Source organism: Blastococcus haudaquaticus (assembly GCF_900230285.1).
GTDB lineage: Bacteria > Actinomycetota > Actinomycetes > Mycobacteriales > Geodermatophilaceae > Blastococcus_B > Blastococcus_B haudaquaticus.
This window is the reverse complement of sequence record NZ_OCNK01000002.1, coordinates 355,533-374,117: the sequence shown is the minus strand read 5'-3', so window position 1 is coordinate 374,117 and position 18,585 is coordinate 355,533. Positions and strand designations below refer to the sequence as shown.

17 protein-coding genes and 1 pseudogene are annotated in these 18,585 nt (G+C 74.8%); 9 read left to right on the top strand and 9 right to left on the bottom strand.

Annotated elements, in window-relative coordinates; all coding sequences use genetic code 11:
- The first annotated feature begins 63 nt into the window (after nt 1–63).
- Together CRP30_RS08410 and CRP30_RS08405 are read left to right on the top strand one after the other, a co-directional pair.
- Complete coding sequence (locus tag CRP30_RS08410) at nt 64–2,100, top strand: bifunctional aldolase/short-chain dehydrogenase (RefSeq protein ID WP_097183499.1); 2,037 nt, start codon at nt 64–66, stop codon at nt 2,098–2,100.
- A 13-nt stretch (nt 2,101–2,113) separates the two neighbouring features.
- The gene (locus tag CRP30_RS08405; protein WP_235003272.1) at nt 2,114–3,592 is read left to right on the top strand and encodes a rhamnulokinase; all 1,479 of its coding nucleotides are present in this window, start codon (nt 2,114–2,116) and stop codon (nt 3,590–3,592) included.
- Here CRP30_RS08405 and CRP30_RS08400 read toward each other — a convergent pair.
- Together CRP30_RS08400 and CRP30_RS08395 are read right to left on the bottom strand one after the other, a co-directional pair.
- The gene (locus CRP30_RS08400; protein WP_097183498.1) at nt 3,582–4,013 is read right to left on the bottom strand and encodes a nitroreductase family deazaflavin-dependent oxidoreductase; all 432 of its coding nucleotides are present in this window, start codon (nt 4,011–4,013) and stop codon (nt 3,582–3,584) included. The genes CRP30_RS08405 and CRP30_RS08400 overlap by 11 nt on opposite strands.
- 29 nt (nt 4,014–4,042) lie before the next feature.
- Complete coding sequence (locus CRP30_RS08395; RefSeq protein WP_097183497.1) at nt 4,043–4,450, bottom strand: four-helix bundle copper-binding protein; 408 nt, start codon at nt 4,448–4,450, stop codon at nt 4,043–4,045.
- A gap of 210 nt (nt 4,451–4,660) precedes the next feature.
- Here CRP30_RS08395 and CRP30_RS08390 point away from each other — a divergent pair, with 210 nt between their 5' ends.
- From CRP30_RS08390 to CRP30_RS22980, 3 genes and pseudogenes are all read left to right on the top strand, one after another.
- Entirely contained in the window at nt 4,661–5,896 is a 1,236-nt protein-coding gene (locus CRP30_RS08390) for a cation:proton antiporter domain-containing protein (RefSeq protein WP_235003271.1), read from the top strand.
- 23 nt (nt 5,897–5,919) lie between these two features.
- Nucleotides 5,920–6,051, top strand: a pseudogene (locus CRP30_RS23330) (DUF421 domain-containing protein); the annotation flags it as partial.
- A gap of 124 nt (nt 6,052–6,175) precedes the next feature.
- Nucleotides 6,176–6,436 carry a YetF domain-containing protein gene (locus CRP30_RS22980; protein ID WP_235003270.1) on the top strand — a complete coding sequence of 87 codons (261 nt, stop codon included), beginning with the start codon at nt 6,176–6,178 and terminating at the stop codon, nt 6,434–6,436.
- A gap of 3 nt (nt 6,437–6,439) precedes the next feature.
- Here CRP30_RS22980 and CRP30_RS08380 read toward each other — a convergent pair whose 3' ends face one another.
- From CRP30_RS08380 to CRP30_RS08370, 3 genes are all read right to left on the bottom strand, one after another.
- The gene (locus CRP30_RS08380) at nt 6,440–7,783 is read right to left on the bottom strand and encodes a DUF2254 domain-containing protein (protein ID WP_159961631.1); all 1,344 of its coding nucleotides are present in this window, start codon (nt 7,781–7,783) and stop codon (nt 6,440–6,442) included.
- Nucleotides 7,780–8,142 (bottom strand): DUF1330 domain-containing protein, encoded by a 363-nt coding sequence (locus CRP30_RS08375; RefSeq protein ID WP_097183495.1) that lies wholly within the window; start codon nt 8,140–8,142, stop codon nt 7,780–7,782. Before CRP30_RS08375 ends, CRP30_RS08380 begins: the two co-directional genes overlap by 4 nt.
- Before the next feature lie 100 nt (nt 8,143–8,242).
- Entirely contained in the window at nt 8,243–10,978 is a 2,736-nt protein-coding gene (locus CRP30_RS08370) for an AAA family ATPase (RefSeq protein WP_097183494.1), read from the bottom strand.
- Between the two features lie 100 nt (nt 10,979–11,078).
- Here CRP30_RS08370 and CRP30_RS08365 point away from each other — a divergent pair, with 100 nt between their 5' ends.
- The 3 genes from CRP30_RS08365 to CRP30_RS08355 all read left to right on the top strand — a co-directional run bounded on the left by CRP30_RS08365 (nt 11,079) and on the right by CRP30_RS08355 (nt 15,403).
- Nucleotides 11,079–12,191: a class I SAM-dependent methyltransferase gene (locus tag CRP30_RS08365; RefSeq protein WP_097183493.1), complete on the top strand. Its 1,113-nt coding sequence runs from the start codon at nt 11,079–11,081 to the stop codon at nt 12,189–12,191.
- On the top strand, nt 12,188–14,365 hold the full coding sequence (locus tag CRP30_RS08360) for an alpha/beta hydrolase (RefSeq protein ID WP_200814625.1): 2,178 nt from the start codon (nt 12,188–12,190) through the stop codon (nt 14,363–14,365). Before CRP30_RS08365 ends, CRP30_RS08360 begins: the two co-directional genes overlap by 4 nt.
- 102 nt (nt 14,366–14,467) lie before the next feature.
- Nucleotides 14,468–15,403, top strand: coding sequence for a diacylglycerol/lipid kinase family protein (locus CRP30_RS08355; RefSeq protein ID WP_097183492.1), 936 nt, complete (start codon nt 14,468–14,470; stop codon nt 15,401–15,403).
- Here CRP30_RS08355 and CRP30_RS08350 read toward each other — a convergent pair.
- Genes CRP30_RS08350 through CRP30_RS08340 form a run of 3 tightly spaced genes read right to left on the bottom strand, consistent with a single transcriptional unit; the run spans nt 15,393 to nt 17,690 of the window.
- Nucleotides 15,393–15,662 (bottom strand): YciI-like protein, encoded by a 270-nt coding sequence (locus CRP30_RS08350; protein WP_097183491.1) that lies wholly within the window; start codon nt 15,660–15,662, stop codon nt 15,393–15,395. The two genes, CRP30_RS08355 and CRP30_RS08350, sit on opposite strands and share 11 nt — an antisense overlap.
- Nucleotides 15,663–15,672: 10 nt before the next feature.
- On the bottom strand, nt 15,673–16,884 hold the full coding sequence (locus tag CRP30_RS08345) for an MFS transporter (protein ID WP_097183490.1): 1,212 nt from the start codon (nt 16,882–16,884) through the stop codon (nt 15,673–15,675).
- Nucleotides 16,885–16,931: 47 nt separating this feature from the next.
- Nucleotides 16,932–17,690: a DeoR/GlpR family DNA-binding transcription regulator gene (locus tag CRP30_RS08340; RefSeq protein WP_097183489.1), complete on the bottom strand. Its 759-nt coding sequence runs from the start codon at nt 17,688–17,690 to the stop codon at nt 16,932–16,934.
- A gap of 77 nt (nt 17,691–17,767) precedes the next feature.
- On the opposite strand from CRP30_RS08340, the gene CRP30_RS08335 reads away from it, so the two are divergent.
- A complete protein-coding gene (locus tag CRP30_RS08335; protein ID WP_097183488.1) occupies nt 17,768–18,208 on the top strand; it encodes a flavodoxin family protein in 441 nt (146 codons plus the stop codon).
- A 3-nt stretch (nt 18,209–18,211) separates the two neighbouring features.
- On the opposite strand, the gene CRP30_RS08330 is transcribed toward CRP30_RS08335, so the two are convergent.
- The gene (locus CRP30_RS08330) at nt 18,212–18,574 is read right to left on the bottom strand and encodes a DUF1330 domain-containing protein (RefSeq protein ID WP_097183487.1); all 363 of its coding nucleotides are present in this window, start codon (nt 18,572–18,574) and stop codon (nt 18,212–18,214) included.
- Nucleotides 18,575–18,585 lie beyond the last annotated feature (11 nt).

Sequence of the window (18,585 nt, the reverse complement as noted above, 5' to 3'; positions counted from 1 at the left end):
GGCTCGCGGCGGGCCCCTGCGGCCAGGCCGTTCCAGCACGTCACCATCGGAAGGACGACGAACGTGACGAACCCCGTGGTCAGCGACCTCCTGACCCGTAGCAACCGGCTCGGCGCGGACCCGCGCAACACCAACTACGCCGGCGGCAACACCTCCGCCCAGGGCACCGACACCGACCCGGTCACCGGTCAGCCGGTCGAGCTGCTCTGGGTGAAGGGCTCCGGCGGCGACCTCGGCACGCTGGAGGAGGCCGGCCTCGCCGTCCTCCGGCTCGACCGGCTCCGCTCGCTGGTCGACGTCTACCCGGGCGTCGACCGGGAGGACGAGATGGTCGCCGCGTTCGACTACTGCCTGCACGGCCGTGGCGGCGCCGCGCCGAGCATCGACACCGCGATGCACGGCCTCGTCCGGGCCGCGCACGTCGACCACCTGCACCCCGACTCCGGGATCGCCCTGGCCACCGCCGCCGACGGCGAGCAGCTGACCCGCGAGTGCTTCGGCGACCGGGTGGTCTGGGTGCCCTGGCGGCGGCCCGGCTTCCAGCTCGGGCTCGACATCGCCGAGATCGCGGAGAAGAACCCGCAGGCGATCGGCTGCATCCTCGGCGGGCACGGCGTGACCGCGTGGGGGGAGACCAGCGAGCAGTGCGAGGCCAACAGCCTCGAGATCATCCGGACGGCGGAGCAGTTCCTCGCCGAGCGCGGCCGCCCGGATCCCTTCGGCCCGGCGCTGCCCGGGTACGAGGCGCTGCCGGAGGGGGAGCGGCGGATCAGGGCGGCCGCCCTCGCGCCGGTGATCCGCGGCCTGGCCTCGACCGACAAGCCGCAGGTCGGGCACGTCACCGATTCCGACGTCGTCCTCGACTTCCTGGCGTCGAGCGAGCACCCCCGTCTCGCCGCGCTGGGCACGAGCTGCCCCGACCACTTCCTGCGCACCAAGGTGCGCCCGCTGGTCGTCGACCTGCCGGCGACCGCGCCGGTCGAGGACGTCGTCGCGCGGCTGAAGGAGCTGCACCAGGAGTACCGCGCCGAGTACGCCGCCTACTACGCGCGGCACGCCACCCCGGACAGCCCGGCGATGCGCGGCGCCGACCCGGCGATCGTGCTGGTGCCCGGCGTCGGCATGTTCAGCTTCGGCGCCAACAAGCAGACCGCCCGAGTGGCCGGCGAGTTCTACGTCAACGCGATCAACGTGATGCGCGGCGCCGAGGCGGTCTCCACCTACGCGCCCATCGACGAGAGCGAGAAGTTCCGCATCGAGTACTGGGCGCTGGAGGAGGCCAAGCTCCAGCGGATGCCGAAGCCCAAGTCGCTGGCGACCCGCGTCGCGCTGGTCACCGGTGCGGCCAGCGGCATCGGCAAGGCGGTCGCGCACCGCCTGGCCGCCGAGGGCGCCTGCGTCGTCGTCGCCGACCTGGACCTGGCGAAGGCCCAGGACGCCGCGGCCGAGATCGGGTCCGCTGACGTGGCGATCGGCGTGGCCGCCGACGTCAGCGACGCCGAAGCCGTGGCCGCCGCGTTCCGGGAGGCGCTGCTCGCGTTCGGGGGTGTCGACCTGGTGGTGAACAACGCCGGCCTGTCGATCTCCAAGCCGCTGCTGGAGACCACCGAGCAGGACTGGGACCTGCAGCACGACGTGATGGCGAAGGGGAGCTTCCTGGTCTCACGCGAGGCGGCCCGGATCATGATCGAGCAGGAGCTCGGCGGGGACATCGTCTACATCTCCTCGAAGAACTCCCTGTTCGCCGGGCCGAACAACATCGCCTACGGCGCCACCAAGGCCGACCAGGCCCACCAGGTACGGCTGCTGGCCGCCGAGCTCGGCCCGCACCAGATCCGGGTCAACGGCATCAACCCCGACGGCGTCGTCCGCGGGTCGGGCATCTTCGCCGGCGGCTGGGGGGCCAGCCGGGCGGCCGTGTACGGGGTCGAGGAGGACAAGCTCGGCGAGTTCTACGCCCAGCGGACCCTGCTCAAGCGCGAGGTCCTCCCCGACCACGTGGCCGACGCCGTGTTCGCACTGACCGGCGGCGAGCTCACCCGGACGACGGGGCTGCACGTGCCCGTGGACTCCGGCGTCGCTGCCGCGTTCCTCCGCTGAGAGAGGGGCCAAGGTGGCCACAAAGGCCCCTGGGGTGTTCGCGGCCGTCGACCTGGGGGCCTCCAGCGGCCGGGTGATGGTCGCGGAGGTCGCCCCCGACCGGCTGGACCTGCGGGAGGTGCACCGGTTCGCCAACCGGCCGGTGCGCACCGCGGGAACCCTGCACTGGGACGTCCTCGGCCTCTACACCGGCGTCCTCGACGGCGTGCGGGCAGCCGGGCGGGACGCCGGCCGGCTCGACGGCGTGGGCATCGACAGCTGGGCGGTCGACCACGGCTTGCTGGACGGCGATGGCACCCTGCTCGGCAACCCGGTGCACTACCGCGACGCCCGGCACGCCACCGCGGTGCCTGCCGTGCACGCCGTCGTCCCTCCGGAGGAGCTGTACCGGGTCACCGGCCTGCAGCACCTGCCCTTCACCACCGTCTTCCAGCTGGCCGCGGCGCGCGGCACGGCCTCGTTCGGCGCCGCTCGCCGGCTGCTCCTGGTCCCGGACCTGTTCGCGCACTGGCTCACCGGAGCGGTGAGCGCCGAGCTGACCAACGCGTCGACGACGGGACTGCTCGACGTCACCACCCACGACTGGGCGTGGGACCTGATCGACCGGCTCGACCTACCGCGCGGCTTCTTCCCGCCGATCCGGCAGCCCGGCGAGAGGTTGGGCGAGCTGCTGCCCGACGTGCTGGCCGAGACGGGGCTGGCCGGGCCCGTGCCCGTGACCGCGGTGGGCTCGCACGACACCGCCTCCGCGGTCGTCGGCGTCCCCGCGTCCTCCGACCGGTTCGCCTACGTCTCGTGCGGCACCTGGTCGCTGGTCGGCGTGGAGCTGCAGAAGCCGGTGGTCACCGAGGAGAGCCGGCTCGCGGGCTTCACCAACGAGCTCGGGGTCGACGGGACCGTCCGGTACCTGCGCAACGTCATGGGGCTCTGGCTGCTGCAGGAGTCGCAGCGCACCTGGGCCGCAGCCGGCCTGCCGGCGGACCTGTCCGAGCTGCTCGCCGCCGCCGCGCGGGTGCCTGCGTTCACGGCCGTCGTCGACCCGGACGACGCCCGCTTCCTGCCGCCCGGCGACATGCCGGGCCGGATCGCGGAGGCCTGCGCGGAGACCGGCCAGGTGCCGCCGCAGAATCAGGCGGAGACGGTCCGCTGCATCCTCGACAGCCTGGCGCTGGCCTACCGGCGAACGGTCCGGCAGGCGGCCGAGCTCTGCGGCCGGGACGTCGAGGTGGTGCACCTGGTCGGTGGGGGAGCCCGCAACGCCCTGCTCTGCCAGCTGACCGCGGACGCCTGCGGGCTGCCGGTGGTGGCCGGCCCGGTGGAGGCCGCCGCCCTGGGCAACGCCCTCGTCCAGGCCCGGGCCGGGGGGGTGGTCGGCGGCGGGCTGACGGAGCTGCGGGCCCTGCTGCGCGCCACCAGCGAGGTGCGGACCTACGCGCCGTCCCCGGGAGCCGAGGGGTCGTGGGCGGCGGCCGACGCCCGCGTCAGGGGGTAGCGGCGGGCTCGAGGAGGAGCACCGGGATCCGGCGGCTGGTCCGGCGCTGGTACTCGACGTAGGACGGGAACGCGGTGCAGGCGAACGACCACCACCGGGTCCGTTCCGCGCCCGAGACCTCCCGCGCGACCAGCCTGAACACGTCGTCGCCGTCGCGCAGCTCGACCTCCGGGTGGGCCAGCGCGTTCGCGTACCAGTGGGGGTGGCGGTCGCCGCCCGCGGTCGAGGCGACCGCGACGTAGACGCCCCCGTGCGTGATCCGCATCAGCGGCGTCTTGCGGAGGAGGCCGGTCCGGGCCCCGAGAGTGGTCAACAGGACGACGGAGCGACCCCGCAGCCCGGTTCCGGTCCGCTCGAGGTGCTCGACCTCCGCGCGGACCCACGGCACCGGGCTCGGCTCGTACACGCCCGACGGTCCCATGCCCCGAGTCTGCCCCCCGGGGCGCTGGTTCAGCCGAGAGAGGTCAGCAGCTCCCGGCAGGCCTGCTCGCAGCTGCGGCACGACTCCGCGCACACCCGGCAGTGCTCGTGCATGGAGGCGTGACTGCCGCACTCGTCCCCGCACGCCCTGCAGGCGGCGGCGCAGGCCTCCAGCACGGCCCGGGTGAGGCCGGCGTCGTACCCGGTGCGCCGGGACAGGACGCGCGCGGTCGCATCGCACACGTCGGCGCAGTCGAGATTCGTGCGGATGCACGTCCGCAGATCGGCGACCATCTCTTCGCCGAGGCAGGCGTCCGCGCAGGCCGTGCACGCCTGGGCGCACTCGACGCACGCCTCGATGCAGGCCAGGAGCTTCTGCCGGTCCACCCCGCCGAGATCGTGCGGGTACGTGTCGAGCATCTGCGCTGCGACGGTCATGGGACCTCCTCGAATCTCCGGCGGGGCGGCCTGGTGCCGCCCCCCTGGCGCCGGTGTCCCGGCCCTACCCGGTGGTCCGGCGCCGAGACGGGTGTCATCGAACCGTCATGTCCCCGGGTGCGCCGGTGCGGTGTCGGCGGGGGCCGGCCGGGGCAGGCAGGCACGCGGATCGACCGCGATCCGGGACGACGGGCGAGAGGAGGGGGAGCCGTGATCGACATCATCCTGCTGGCCGCCGGAGCGCTGGGGCTGGTCGTGGCGGCGCTGTCGGAGCGGATGCGCCGGTTGCCCGTCTCCGAACCGGTCCTGGCCATGACCGCAGGTGTGCTGCTGGGGCCGGCCGTCGCCGGGGTGCTGGACCTGCGCCCCCTCACCGACGACCACACGTGGCTGCACCCGGCGACGCGCATCCTCCTCGCCGTCTCGGTGATGTCGGTCGCCCTGCGCTACCCGTTCGGCGCGGCGCGCTCCCGGCTGCGGCCGGTGCTGATCCTGCTGGCGGTCGCCATGCCGGTCATGGCCGTGGTGACGGCGGGACTGGCGGCGCTGGTCCTGGGAGTCGGGCTCGGGACGGCGGTCCTGCTCGGGGCCGCGCTGTGCCCGACCGACCCGGTACTGGCGTCCAGCGTGGTCACCGGGGGACCTGCGGAGGAGGACCTCCCCGAGCGCGACCGGCAGATCCTCTCCCTGGAGTCGGGGGCCAACGACGGCCTCGCGCTCCCGCTCGTCCTGGTGGCGCTCGCGATCGCCGGCGCCGACCCCCTCGGGGCTGCCGCGCTGGAGTCGCTCTGGCAGGTGGCGGGCGCGGTCGCGGTCGGCGCGGCGACCGGATGGCTGGGCGGCCGGGCGCTCCGCGCGGGTGAGGAGCACGGCTCCACCGACCCGGGACCCCGACTGCTGTTCACCGCCGTGCTCGCCCTGGCCGTGCTCGGGTTGTCGGGGCTGGTCCACGTCGACGGCATCCTCGCGGTCTTCGTCTGCGGCCTCGCGTTCAACCTCGTCGGCACCGGCCTGGAGCGCACCGACGACGCGCCCATCGACGAAGCGGTGAACCGTTTCCTGGTCCTGCCGCTGTTCGTGGCGTTCGGCGCGGTGCTCCCGTGGGAGGCATGGGGCGAGCTGGGCTGGCGCGGCGCGGCGCTGGTGGTCGCGGTGCTGGTCCTCCGGCGGGTGCCGGTCGTGTGGCTGCTTCGCCGGCCACTCCGCCTGGGCCGGCCGGACGCGCTCTTCCTCGGCTGGTTCGGCCCCATCGGGGTGTCGGCCATTTTCTACCTCGTGCTGGAGGCCGAGCGCCTCCGGCTCGACCCGGTCGTCCTGGCAGCAGGGACTCTCGTCGTGGCCGCCAGCACCGTGGTGCACGGCGTCACCTCCTCGCCCGGGCGGGTGCTGTACCGCCGGGTCGCGTCGGCCGACGTGGCCCGGAGCGATCCCGCTGACCGGTCGTGACCAGGAACTGAGAGGAACGATCCATGTGGTTCGACTCGTGGTCGGATCTGGTGCGCGTCGTCGTCGTCGGCGCCGCCGCCTACCTGACCGTGGTCCTGACCCTCCGGCTGTCGGGCAAGCGGACGCTGGCGAAGCTCAACGCCTTCGACCTCGTGGTGACGGTCGCGCTGGGCTCCACCCTCGCGACGATCGTGCTGAGCAGCGACGTCTCCTGGGCCGAAGGGGCCCGTCGCTCTCGCTCTGCTGGCCCTGCTGCAGTTCGTCGTCGCCTGGCTGGCGGTGCGGATCTCCCGCCTGCGGAACCTGGTCACCGCACGGCCGACGCTGCTGTTGCGCGACGGCGCCCCCATCGAGGCGGCGCTCCGCGAGCAGCGCGTCACGATGGACGAGGTCCGCCAGGCGGTGCGCTCGTCGGGGGCCGGTGACGTGTCGTCCATCGGGGCGGTGGTGCTGGAGAGCGACGGCTCGCTGAGCGTCATCCCGGCCGGCAAGCTCGGGAACGGCTCGAGCCTGGGCGGTGTGCGGGGCTTCGACGACTGACCCTCAGGCGTGCGGCGTCCACCGACCGGCCAGCGCGTCGTCGAACTCGCGCCGCCACCGCTCGGTCTCGTCGGGGTCCACGGACGTCGTCTCCCGGGCGAGGTCGACCACCCGGTCGAGATGGGCGCGGAGCCCGCTGTCGAGGGTGCCCCTCGGAGTGCGCCAGGCCAGTTCGCGGAGCAGGCGGGCGATCCTCCGCAGGACGGCCGGCTGGCCGGACGCGAACTGCAGCGGCTCCTCGAGGCCCACCTGGACGAGGTCGGTCAGCTCCCACGGGGGCACGACCAGGCGCAGGCGGTCGTCGTCGTCGCGGAACGTCAGCGGACCGAGGGGCCGGCCGGCCAGGTCACCGAGCAGCGCGGACACGTGGGACATCGCGTGGACGGCGGTGGTCGGGTCGTTCGTCCCCGGGGAGAGGGCGCGGACGGCGATGTCGACGACCTTGCGCAGGCTGTAGGCGATGTCGCGCGCGGGTGAGCGCTCGAACCCGAGCCGGACCGCGTGGAGGAGCGCGTCCTCGAGGTCCGCCCCGGCGCCCGCCCCCGCCCACACCTGGGCGACCGGGGTGCCGGCGACCACCGAGTCACCGATCCGGACGGTGAGCCGCACCACGGCGTCGCACTCCTGCGCCGCGGCGACGAGCCGACCGGGGTCGACGTCCACCACGAAGCCGCTGGACCGTGCGCCGACGAGCCGCCCCGGACCGGCGGGCAGCACGGGCGGCGCCCCCGCCCCTGCGTCCTCCCGGTCCGCCGACGGGACCTCCCTGCCGTAGGTCGCGGTTGCCTCGTCGTGGACGTCCCGGAGCATCGTCTCTACCCGCAGCGAGCGGGCCAGGTGACCGAGGAAGAGCACGAGGGCCACGACGCTCACCAGCGTGAGCGCGAACCCGACGGTGACGGACAGCCGGGGGACGAACGCGGCGCCCCGGCTGGTCGCGTCCTCGGTCCGCACCGTGCGCAGCACGGTCAGCGCGTAGACGAACGTCCCCACCAACTGGGCGAGGGTGGCCTGGACCACCCGGTCGGTCACGAACGTCTGCAGCAGGCGGGGGGAGTGCTGGCTGCTGCTCAGCTGCAGCGCGACGACGGTGAACGAGAACGTGAGCCCGGTGACCGAGATCAACGAGCCGGCGATCGCGGCCAGCAGGTCGCGGGCCGCCGACGGACCGCCGCCGAACGCGAACGTGAGCGGATGGTCGCCACCCGGCTCCTCGAGGAGCGCGTCCAGCGCCGGAAGTGCCACGCCGAGGGCGATGGCCACGACGATGCCGAGGACCGGCAGCGGCCACAACGAACTCCCCAGCCGGGCCCACACTGCTGCGGCGAGCCCGCGACGTCCGGTCACCAGGCGGTGGTCGCCTGCAGCACGGCTTCCTCGAGCGCCTCCGTGCGCAGCGCGGTGACCTGCTGGTACTCCGGGTCGGCCACCATGCGGCTGAACGCCTCGCGCGAGGGATAGCGAACCAGGAGCACCGCGTCCCAGGCCTGGCCCGCCTCTGCGACCAGGGAGGTCGAACCGTCGCCGGCGTACAGGACCTCGCCGCCGTAGCGGGGGAGGAAGGTCGTGGAGAGGGCCTCGGCGTAGCGGGCGTAGAGCTCGCGACCGCCCTCGGCGTAGCGCAGCAGGTTCAGCATCACCACGGGATCGCCGTCGTCTTCCTGGAGGTACCGCTTCAGGTCCGCGCCGCGGGGATCGATGGCCATGACCGGAAGCTAGTTCACCTGCCCGCTCGGCGGGTCACCTGGACCGGCTCCTCCGGGATCCGGGGGACGGGGCGTCGCGGCGTGCCGATCACCGGGGTGCTCATGAGTCCGGCACTGCCCCGAGCCGGGTCGCCAGCTCCGCCCGGGAGGCCACGCCGAGCTTGAGGTAGACGTGGCGCAGGTGGTACTCCACGGTCTTCGGGCTGAGGAACAGAGCTGCAGCGGTCTCCCGCGTCGTCCGGCCCTCCGCCAGCATCGTGGCGATCCGCAGCTCCTGCGGTGTGAGGTCGGTCGTGCTGCTGTCGCGCCGACGGTGCGCGGTCTCGCCGGTCGCGCGCAGCTCGGTGGCCGCCTGCTCCGCCCAGGGCGCGGCACCGAGCTCGTCGAACGACGCCAGGGCCGCCCGCAGCTGCGTCCGCGCCTCCACCCGGCGGCGGGCCCGGCGCAGGCGGGCGCCGTAGGCCAGCCGGGTGCGCGCCACCTCGAACGGGTCCAGCGCGTCGCCGTGGTGGCCGAGGGCGCGGCCGAACTCGCGGTCGAGGTCGGTGTCCGCGCAGGTGAGCCCGAGCGTGCGGGCGGCCCGGGCCAGCGCCCACGGCTGCCCCTTCTCCGCGGCCGCATCGGAGTACCGCCCGGCCAGGTCGCGTGCCTCGTCGCCGCGGCCCAGGTGCGCCAGCGCCTCGGCGAGCTCCGGCACGGGGGAGAGGTCGACGTCGACGAGCGCGAGGGAGGTGAGCAGGGCGTCCAGCCGCTCGAGGTGCCCGAGCGCCGCCTCCGGCCGGCCGAGACCCAGCTCGAGGGTGCCGAGCGCCGACAGCGCCCACACCTGGAACAGCGCGAGACGCCGGGGACCGCTCACCTCCAGGACCTCGGCGGCGGTCGTCCGGCAGGCGGCCTCGCGCCCCTGCCGCGCCTGCAGCCAGGCGAGGCCGGCCAGGCAGGCCGTCAGGTCGGTGGTGGAGCCCGTCTCCCGAGCCAGCTGGACGCCTTCGGTGTAGTCGGCCTCGGCGACGTCCCACCGGTCACCGGTGGCGTTGTCTCGCGCGACGAGGAAGAGCAGGAAGGGCAGTCCGCCCAGATCGCTGCGCCGCCGGACGTCGTCCACGACGGCGGCGACGGTGTCGCGGCCGGTGCCGCGCTCGCGCAGGAACAGCACCCCCAGCACCAGCCAGGGGGCGAGCCGTGGGTCACGGACCAGCGGCCCGCCGGTCCCCAGCAGCCCGAGAGCGGAACGGATCCGCTCCGGGCCGCCGTGCCCGGTCAGGACGCCGGCCACCCCGCCGGCGACCGACCCGATCCACCGCGCGGGCGCGCCCCGCGCGCGCGGGACCAGCTCGTCGAGCCGGGCGGCGGCGCGGGTGGTGGTGGCGGTGTCGGCGAGGGCGAAGCAGGCGAGGATCGCATCGGCCAGCAGCAGGACCGCGGTGTCCGGATCGCTTCCCGCGCTCTCCGCCGCCGCGGTGACCAGGTCGTCACGCGCCCGCTCCACCGAGCCGGTGCGCGACGCGATGCGGCCACCGAGACCCATGGCCCCTACCCGCAGTGCCGGCGGCTGCGGGAACTGCGACGCGCGCTCCAGCAGACCGGTCGCCCGGTCGGTCAGCCCCGCCCGCCAGGCGGACTCGGCCGCCGCGACAAGCCGCTCGACGGCGTCGGTGGGGGCGGGGCTGAGGCCGGCCGCCCGCTCGAAGGCGGTGGCCGCCACCGCGTAGGCGCTGCGGTCGCGGGCCCGGGCCCCCGCGGCGGCGAGGATCCGCGCAACGCCCTCGTCCGGACGGAGCGCCGCCTCGCCGAGGTGCCAGGCGCGGCGGTCCACGTCGTCGGCGGGCAGGGCGGCGGCCAGCGCGACGTGGACGGCCCGGCGGGCGCCGGGTGCGGCCTCTGACCAGATCGCGGAGCGGACGAGGTTGTGGCGGAAGACGACGCGCCCGGCCCGGACGGCGAGCAGCCCGGCATCCTCGGCCTCGTCGAGCGCGGCGGCGTCGACGTCCAGCCTGCGGCAGCCCTCGGCGATCAGCGCCAGGTCGTCCCCGGCGGCCGCCGCGACGAGCAGCGCGGTCCGTGCCGGCGCCGTCAGCCGGTCGGCGCGCCCGGCGAAGGCCCGGGCGAGCCGGGCCGGGACGGGCACCGGTGCGCCCGGCGGCAGGCCGCCGACCGTGACGGCGTCGTCGGCCAGCTCGAGCAGCGCCAGCGGATTCCCGCCGGTGGCCTCGTGCAGCCGGTCGGGATCCGGGCGCCCGCGCCGGCGGCCGTGGGCGGAGACCAGCTGACCCGAGGCCGCGGGGGAGAGGCCGCTCACCGGGAGGACGGGCAGCCCGGCCTCCAGCAGCGGGGACGGCTCGCCCGCGCGCACGGCGGCGAGCAGGACGACCGGGTCGGCGGTGAGCCGGCGGGCGGCGAACACCAGCGCCTGCGCCGACGGCAGGTCGAGCAGGTGGGCGTCGTCGACCACCAGGGCGAGCGGCTGGTCCTCGGCGAACCGGCTCAGCAGGCTCAGCGTCGCCGCGCCGACGGCGAACCGGTCGCCGCCGGTGCCCGGGCGCAGCGCGAGCGCGGATGCCAGCGCGTCGGCCTGCGGCGCCGGGATGCGGTCGAGGTGGACCAGCGCCGGCCGCAGCAGCTGGAGGAGACCCCCGAACGGCACCCCGGCCTCCGACTCGGTCCCGGTCGCCCGGAGCACGCGCATGCCGGTCGCCGAGGCGGCGGCGTCGTCCAGCAGCGTGCTCTTGCCGATGCCCACCTCGCCCACGAGCACCAGCACGCCGCTCTGCCCGACGCGGGCCGCCGACAGCAGCCCGTCCACGAGGTGCCGCTCGCGGTCGCGGCCGACCAGCATCCGCCGAGTCTAGGGAGCGCCCAGGGGGGTGCCCTGATGCGATCGCGCGCCGGTTCCCGCGAGGGTCGGAGGCATCCGCCCGACCCTCCGAGGAGACGTCATGACCACCACCGAACTGCCCGCCGCCGCACTGCCCACCGCACCGCCGACGACCCGCCCGATCGACCCCGAGAAGCTGATGGGCTTCGTCGTCCGCGCGGTCGACGAGGTCGGGGCCTCGCTGAACACCGCCCTCGTGGTGATGGGCGACGCGCTCGGCTACTACCGCACGATGGCCGACGGCGCCCCCGTCACCCCGCCGGAGCTGGCGGAGCGCACGGGCACCGACGAGCACTACGCCCGGGAGTGGCTGGCCGCCCAGGCCGCCGGCTCCTACGTCGAGTACGACCCGGCGACCCGCAGCTACACACTGCCCGCGGAGCAGGCCGCGGCGCTCACCGACGAGACCAGCCCCGCCTACCTGCCCGGCTTCTTCCAGATCGCGCACGGCACCGTCCGCGACGCGGCCGCGGTCATCGGCGCGGCCCGCAGCGGCGACGGCATCGGCTGGCACGCGCACAACGGCGACGTCCACGTGGGCTGCGAACGCTTCTTCCGCACGATGTACAACGCCCACCTGATCGGTGAGTGGCTGCCGGCGCTGGACGGCGTCGTCGACAAGCTGGAGCGCGGCGCGACGGTCGCCGACGTCGGGTGCGGCCACGGCGCCTCGACCGTCCTCATGGCCCGGCACTTCCCGCGGTCGACGTTCGTCGGGTCGGACTACCACGAGGGGTCGATCGCCATCGCCCGCCAGCGGGCCGAGCAGGCCGGGGTCGGCGACCGGGTCCGGTTCGAGGTCGCGCCCGCCACGGCCTACTCGGGGGCCGGCTTCGACCTGGTGACGATGTTCGACTGCCTGCACGACATGGGCGACCCGGTCGGCGCCGCCCGGCACGTCAAGGAGACGCTCGCCGCCGACGGCACCTGGATGATCGTCGAGCCGATGGCCGGCGACCACGTGGAGGACAACCTCAACCCGGTCGGCCGGGCGTACTACGGCTTCTCGACACTGCTCTGCACGCCGGCGTCGCTGTCCCAGGACGTCGGGCTGGCGCTGGGCACGCAGGCCGGCCCGGCCCGGATCCGCGACGTCGCCACCGCCGCGGGGTTCGGCCGGTTCCGGCCGGCGGCGAACACCCCGTTCAACAACGTGCTCGAGGTGCGTCCGTGACCGTTCCCGGCGGGCAGCGGGAGGGGCAGACTGCGCGCGTGGGGCACGCACCCAGCCGCGCACGGGACCCCGACGTCCAGGGCATGGTCGAGCGGGACGGCGTCCGGCTGGCCTACGAGGTGTTCGGCCAGGACCACAGCCCCACCGTGCTGCTCATGCCGTCCTGGTCGATCGTGCACTCCGGCCACTGGAAGGCGCAGGTCGGCTACCTGGCCCGGCGCTACCGGGTGGTCACGTTCGACGGCCGGGGGAGCGGGGCCTCCGGCCGCCCGGTCGGGGCGGCCGCGTACACCGACGACCAGTACGCGGCGGACGCCGTCGCCGTCCTGGACGCGACCGGCACCGAGCGGGCGGTCCTCGTCGGGCTGTCCTGCGGGGCAACCTGGTCGGTGCACGTCGCCGCCGGGCACCCGGACCGGGTGCTCGGGCTGTTCGCCCTCGCGCCGTCCTGCGGCTTCCCGCTGCCCCCGTCGAAGACGACCAAGCACGAGTGGAACGCGCGGCTGGACGAGTACAAGGGGTGGGAGCGCTACAACCGGCACTTCTGGCTGGAGGAGGACTACGACGCCTTCCTGCGGTTCTTCTTCGACCAGATGTACGGCGAGCCGCACTCGACGAAGCAGATCGAGGACGGCCTCGGCTGGGGACGCGAGGTGTCCGCGGAGACGCTGGTCGACACAACCGCCGGGCGGATCGGCTGCGACGGCGCCGTCTGCGTGCCGGTGGAGCCGCTCTGCCGGCGGGTCCGGTGCCCGGTCGTGGTCGTGCACGGCACGCGCGACCGGATCCGCCCGCACGCGATCGGGAAGCAGCTGGCCGACCTCACCGGCGGGTCGCTGGTGCTGCTCGAGGGGAGTGGCCACGGACCGCACGCCCGCGACCCGGTGAAGGTCAACCACCTGATCGCCGACTTCGTCGACCGGGTGGTCCCGCGCCCGGGGCGGACGACGTGGACGCGGGCCCCGGCCCGCCCCAAGCGGGCGCTGTACCTCTCCTCGCCGATCGGTCTGGGGCACGCCCTGCGCGACGTCGCCGTCGCCGAGGAGTTGCGGCTGCGGCACCCGGACCTGCGGATCGACTGGCTGGCCCAGCACCCGGTCACGCGGGTGCTCGAGGGCCGGGGGGAGGCCGTCCACCCGGCGTCGGCCGAGCTGGCGAACGAGTCGGGTCACGTCGAGCACGAGTCGGGCGAGCACGACCTGCACGCGTTCCAGGCGATCCGGCGGATGGACGAGATCCTGGTGAACAACTTCATGGTCTTCGACGACGTCGTGGCCGGAGGCGACTACGACCTCGTGATCGGCGACGAGGCGTGGGACGTCGACCACTTCCTGCACGAGAACCCGGAGCTCAAGCGGTTCGCGTTCGCCTGGATGACCGACTTCGTCGGCTGGCTGCCCATGCCGGAGGGCGGCGCGGCGGAGGCCGCCCTGACCGCCGACTACAACGCCGAGATGATCGCGCAGCGCGCCCGCTTCCGCCGGGTCCGCGACCGCTCCGTCTTCGTCGGCAGCCCGGGCGACATCGTGGACGCCGACCTCGGGCCCGGACTGCCGCCGATCCGGGAATGGACGGAGCAGAACTTCGACTTCGCCGGCTACGTCACCGGCTTCGATCCGTCGGAACTCACCGGCATCGACGAGCTGCGGTGGGACCTCGGCGTCGGCGGGGACGAGAAGCTCTGCCTGGTCACGGTGGGCGGCTCCGGCGTGGGTGGCCCGCTGCTGCGCCGCGTGCTGGACGCCGTGCCGCGGGTGCGCGACCTGGTCCCGGAGCTGCGGTTCCTCGTCGTCACGGGACCGCGCATCGACCCCGCGTCCCTGCCGGGGACGCCCGGCGTACGGGTGGTGGGCTACCTGCCCGAGCTGTACCGGCACCTGGCCGCCTGCGACATCGCGGTGGTGCAGGGCGGGCTGACGACGTGCATGGAGCTGACAGCGCTGCGCAAGCCGTTCGTCTACGTGCCGCTGCGCAACCACTTCGAGCAGAACCACCACGTGCGGCACCGCCTGGACCGGTACGGGGCCGGCCGGTGCCTGGCCTACGACGACGTCGTGGACGCCGACGCACTCGCCGAGGCGATCGCGAAGGAGGTCACCCGGGAGGTCGCGTACCGCCCGGTGGAGACCGACGGCGCCCGGCGCGCGGCGGCGCTGCTCGCCGACCTGCTCTAGCCGGGCGAGGCCTGCCCCGACGCGCGGCGAGGGATGGTCCCCGTGCTCGCCGCCCACCCCCGATGCCGGTCCCATCCGGCGCCGGATGAGACGGTTCGCGGCATGCAGGGGTTACTGGTGGTGGTGAACCGGGCGGCGGGCACGACGGACGACGACGCGGTGGACACCGCCCTGACGGCGCTGCGTGCCGGCGCCGACGTCGAGGTGGCCGCCACCGGGGACGAGGCGGAACTCCTCGAGGCCCTGGCGGCCCGCGACGGACGCCGGGTCGTGGTCGTCGGCGGCGACGGATCGGTGCACGCGGTCGTGCAGGCCCTCGTCCGGACCGGCGCGCTCGATCCCGGCGAGCCCGTCGGCATCATCCCGCGCGGCACCGGGAACGACCTGGCCCGCACCCTCGGTCTGCCCGAGGATCCCGCCGAGGCGGCGGCCGTGATCCTGACCGGCCGTGCGCGTCCGCTGGACCTGGTGCGCGACGACGCGGGCGGCGTGGTGGTCAATGCCGTCCATCTGGGCGTCGGCGCCGAGGCAGGCGCGGAGGCGGTCCGGTTCAAGGAGCGGCTGGGCACGGTGGCCTTCCCGCTCGGAGCCGCGGTGGCCGGGCTGACCAGCAGCGGCTGGCCGATGCGCGTGGAGGTCGACGGGCGGGTCGCCGGCGGCGGTCCCGGGGCGTGGACGGCGGACGGGACGACCGACGTCCTCATGGTCGCCGTGTGCACCGGACGCACCATCGGGGGCGGCGCGCCGCTGGCGCCGGACGCGCTGCCCGACGACGGGCTGGCCGAGGTCGTCGTGAGCACGGCCACCGGCCCGGTCGCCCGCGCCGCGTTCGCGACCGCGCTGCTGACCGGCCGCCACGTCGAGCGCGACGACGTCTCGGTGACCCGCGGACGCGAGGTCACCGTCACCGGGCCGCCGGTCCCGCTCAACGCCGACGGGGAGCTCGAGTCGGACGTGACGGCGCGGACGTGGCACGTGCAGCCGTCCGCCTGGTCCGTCCTCGTCCCCGACGGCGCGTCAGGAGGTCTCAGCCGGTGACGACGTTCCAGGGCCGGATCGTCCAGCCGGTGACCAGCCCCTGGACGACGTACGGATCGCGCGCCACGAAGTCCTCGACGGTCTCCCGGGGCGCCGTCCAGATCAGCAGGGCGCGGTCGTAGGGATCGGGCAGGGCGCCGGCGAGGAGCAGGTCGCCGCGGGCGTGGGCGGCCCGGATCAGGGCGAGGTGATCCTCGCGCAGGGCGGCCCGGCGCTCCAGGTAGTCGTCCGCCAGGGCGTACTCGAGCACGAGGTGCATGGGCCCACTCTCACACGGGCGCCGTCACGCGGGTGCGCAGGGCGGGGCCCAGCAGCAGGGCGCCCAGGCCCGCGACCACGACGGCCAGCAGCGCCACCCGCAGGCTGGTGGCGTCGGCCAGCACACCGATCAGCGGCGGCGACAGCAGGAAGCCGATGCGCAGCAGCCAGTTGATCACTGCGAGACCCGTTCCGCGGCGGAGGCCGGGCAGCTCGTCGGCGGCGTGGTAGACCGCCGGGACCAGCGTCGCGACGCCGAGGCCGGCCAGTGCGAAGCCGGCGAGGGTCGTGGGCACCGAGGGGAACGCCAGCGCGAGACCCATCCCGAGCGCGGTCAGCGCCCCGCCGACCTGTACGACCAGCCGCTGGCCGAACCGGTCGACCACCCGGTCGCCGGTGAGCCGGCCGAGCGTCATGGCGCCCTGGAGCGCGACGAAGCCGAGGCCGGCCACCGCGGCGCCCGTGTCCAGTTCGGTGCGCAGGTACAGGGCGCTCCAGGAGGCCCCGGCGTCCTCGACGAACGCGCCGCAGGCCGCCAGGATGCCGAGCGCGGTCAGGCCGAGGACGACGGTCCGCCGGCCGGGCCGGCGGACCACGGACCCGGTACCCGTACCGGTCTCCTCGGGTGCGCGCTCGGCGTCGTCGTCCCCGGGGAGCAGTGCGCGGTAGGCCACCAGCGCGAGGACGCCGAACAGGACCGCCGACGCTCCCAGGTGCACCACCAGCGGGACCTCCAGCCCGGCCGCCGCCGAGCCGAGCAGCCCGCCGCTCACCGCACCGATGCTCCAGAGGCCGTGCAGACCGTTGAGGATCGACCGGCCGTAGAGCCGCTGGACCCGCAGGCCGTGCGCGTTCTGCGCGACGTCGATGACCGCGTCGAGGGCGCCGGCGACGAAGAGGGCCGCGGCCAGCGCCGGCCAGTTCGGCGCCACGGCCACCGCCCAGAGCGCCAGGCCCAGTGCGACGAGGCCGAACGACGCCACGCGGGCGGAGGTGAAGCGTCGGATCAGGGGAGCGGAGGAGAGCGCGGCCAGGAGCGCGCCGAGCGGCAGCGCGGCCAGCGCGGCACCGAGCGAGGCGTTGCTCAGGCCCAGGTCCGCCTTGATCTCCGGCAGGCGGGGGACCAGGTTCGCGTAGAAGACCGCGTTGAGGAAGAAGCAGGCGGCCACCGCGATCCGGGCGGAGCGCAGCCGGCCGGGGGCGGGGGCGAGGTCGGACGACATGCCGAGGTCCTGTCGGTGGTGGTGGTCGGACGAGGTACGGGGTGGGGTCAGGCGCGGATGACGTCGATCCCCGCGGCGGTGAGCTGCTCGACGGCGGCGTCGGGTGCTCCGGCGTCGGTCACGACGACGTCGATCGAGGTGGTGGGGCAGGCCACGACCAGGGCGGAGCGAGCGAACTTGGCGGCCTCGGCGACGAGGACCACGCGGGTGGACGACTCCACCGCCGCGCGCTTCACCGCGGCCTCCTGCACGTCGTGCGCCATGACCCCGTCGAGGGCGGAGAAGCCGCAGCACGTGAGGACCACGGTGTCGAACCGCATCGCACGCAGGGCGGCCTCGGTCATCGGGCCGACGAGGGAGCCCTCCCCGAACCGGGCGGTCCCGCCCGGCACCAGCAGGGTCGTCGCGGGGTCGGCGGCCAGGGGCGGCAGCTCGTGCAGCGACAGCGGCATGACGGTCAGCCGGCGACCGGCGATCGCGTGGGCGACGGCGAGACCCGTCGTGCCGCTGTCCACGACGACCGCCTCCCCGTCCTCGAGGAGGCCGGCGACGACGGCCGCCATGCGCCGCTTCGTGGCAGAGCCCTCTCCCTCCCGCAGCGCGAAGGGCAGTTCCTCGCCGCGCTTCATCAAGCTGACCGCGCCACCCCGCACCCGCCGCAGCACGCCACCGTCGGCGAGCACGTCGAGGTCGCGGCGGATGGTCATCTCCGACGTCCCGAGCGAGCCGGCCAGGACGGCCACGTCGACGCGCCCGTCCCTCCGGAGACGGCCGACGATCTCCGCCTGCCGCGTCGCGCTGTCCATGCCGCCAACGTACATCTACCGTGTGCGTCCGAACATCGCGGGTGTTCGAAGAACATCGCCGGGACAGAATGCCTCCCGTGCCTCGCCTCCTCGTCGTCCACCACACCCCGTCGCCCAACCTGCAGGCGGTCCTGGAGGCGGTCCGGGAGGGCGCGGCCATGGTGGACGGGATCGACCTGGTGGTGCGGCCGGCGCTCTCGGCCGGAGCGGCCGACCTGCTCGACGCCGACGGTGTGCTGCTCGGGACGCCGGCCAACATCGGCTACATGTCGGGCGCGCTCAAGCACTTCTTCGACACCGTCTACTACCCGTGCCTCGACGCGACGGTCGGCCTGCCGTACGGCGTGTACGTGCACGGCGGGGACGACACCGCCGGCGCACTGACGGCGATCCAGCGGATCACCGGCGCGCTGCGCTGGAAGCAGGTCGCCGCTCCGCTCAGCCTCACCGGCCCGCCGACACCCGCGGATCTGGAGGCGTGCCGGGAGCTGGCGGCGACCGTCGCGGTCAGCCTGTAGCTCTCACCAGGCCCTGGTGGCCTGCAGGACCGCTGCGGTCAGTGCGCGCGTCCGAAGCTCGGTGACCTGCTGGTACTCGGGGTCGGCCACCATGCGGCTGAACGACTCGCGCGACGGATAGCGCACGAGGAGCACGGCGTCCCACGCCTGGCCGTCGTCGGCGACGAGGGCGGTGGAGCCGTCGCCGGCGTAGAGCACCTCGGCGCCGTAGCGCGGCAGGAATGTCGTGCTCAGGGCCTCGGCGTACCGCGCGTACAGCTCACGGCCGCCTTCGGCATAGCGCAGCAGGTTCAGCATCACGACCGGGCCGCCGGGGTCCTCGTGCAGGTAGCGCTTGAGGTCGGCACCGCGGGGATCGACAGCCATGTCGCGAAGCT

Bases quoted from the DNA above. Each gene is read 5' to 3' on its own strand.
- CRP30_RS08365 (WP_097183493.1), top strand. From the start codon at position 11,079: ATGACCACCACCGAACTGCCCGCCGCCGCACTGCCCACCGCACCGCCG.
- CRP30_RS08330 (WP_097183487.1), bottom strand. From the start codon at position 18,574: ATGGCTGTCGATCCCCGCGGTGCCGACCTCAAGCGCTACCTGCACGAG.
- CRP30_RS08345 (WP_097183490.1), bottom strand. From the start codon at position 16,884: ATGTCGTCCGACCTCGCCCCCGCCCCCGGCCGGCTGCGCTCCGCCCGG.
- CRP30_RS08375 (WP_097183495.1), bottom strand. From the start codon at position 8,142: ATGGCCATCGATCCCCGCGGCGCGGACCTGAAGCGGTACCTCCAGGAA.
- CRP30_RS08340 (WP_097183489.1), bottom strand. From the start codon at position 17,690: ATGGACAGCGCGACGCGGCAGGCGGAGATCGTCGGCCGTCTCCGGAGG.
- CRP30_RS08370 (WP_097183494.1), bottom strand. From the start codon at position 10,978: ATGCTGGTCGGCCGCGACCGCGAGCGGCACCTCGTGGACGGGCTGCTG.
- CRP30_RS08350 (WP_097183491.1), bottom strand. From the start codon at position 15,662: ATGCACCTCGTGCTCGAGTACGCCCTGGCGGACGACTACCTGGAGCGC.
- CRP30_RS08355 (WP_097183492.1), top strand. From the start codon at position 14,468: ATGCAGGGGTTACTGGTGGTGGTGAACCGGGCGGCGGGCACGACGGAC.
- CRP30_RS08395 (WP_097183497.1), bottom strand. From the start codon at position 4,450: ATGACCGTCGCAGCGCAGATGCTCGACACGTACCCGCACGATCTCGGC.
- CRP30_RS08400 (WP_097183498.1), bottom strand. From the start codon at position 4,013: ATGGGACCGTCGGGCGTGTACGAGCCGAGCCCGGTGCCGTGGGTCCGC.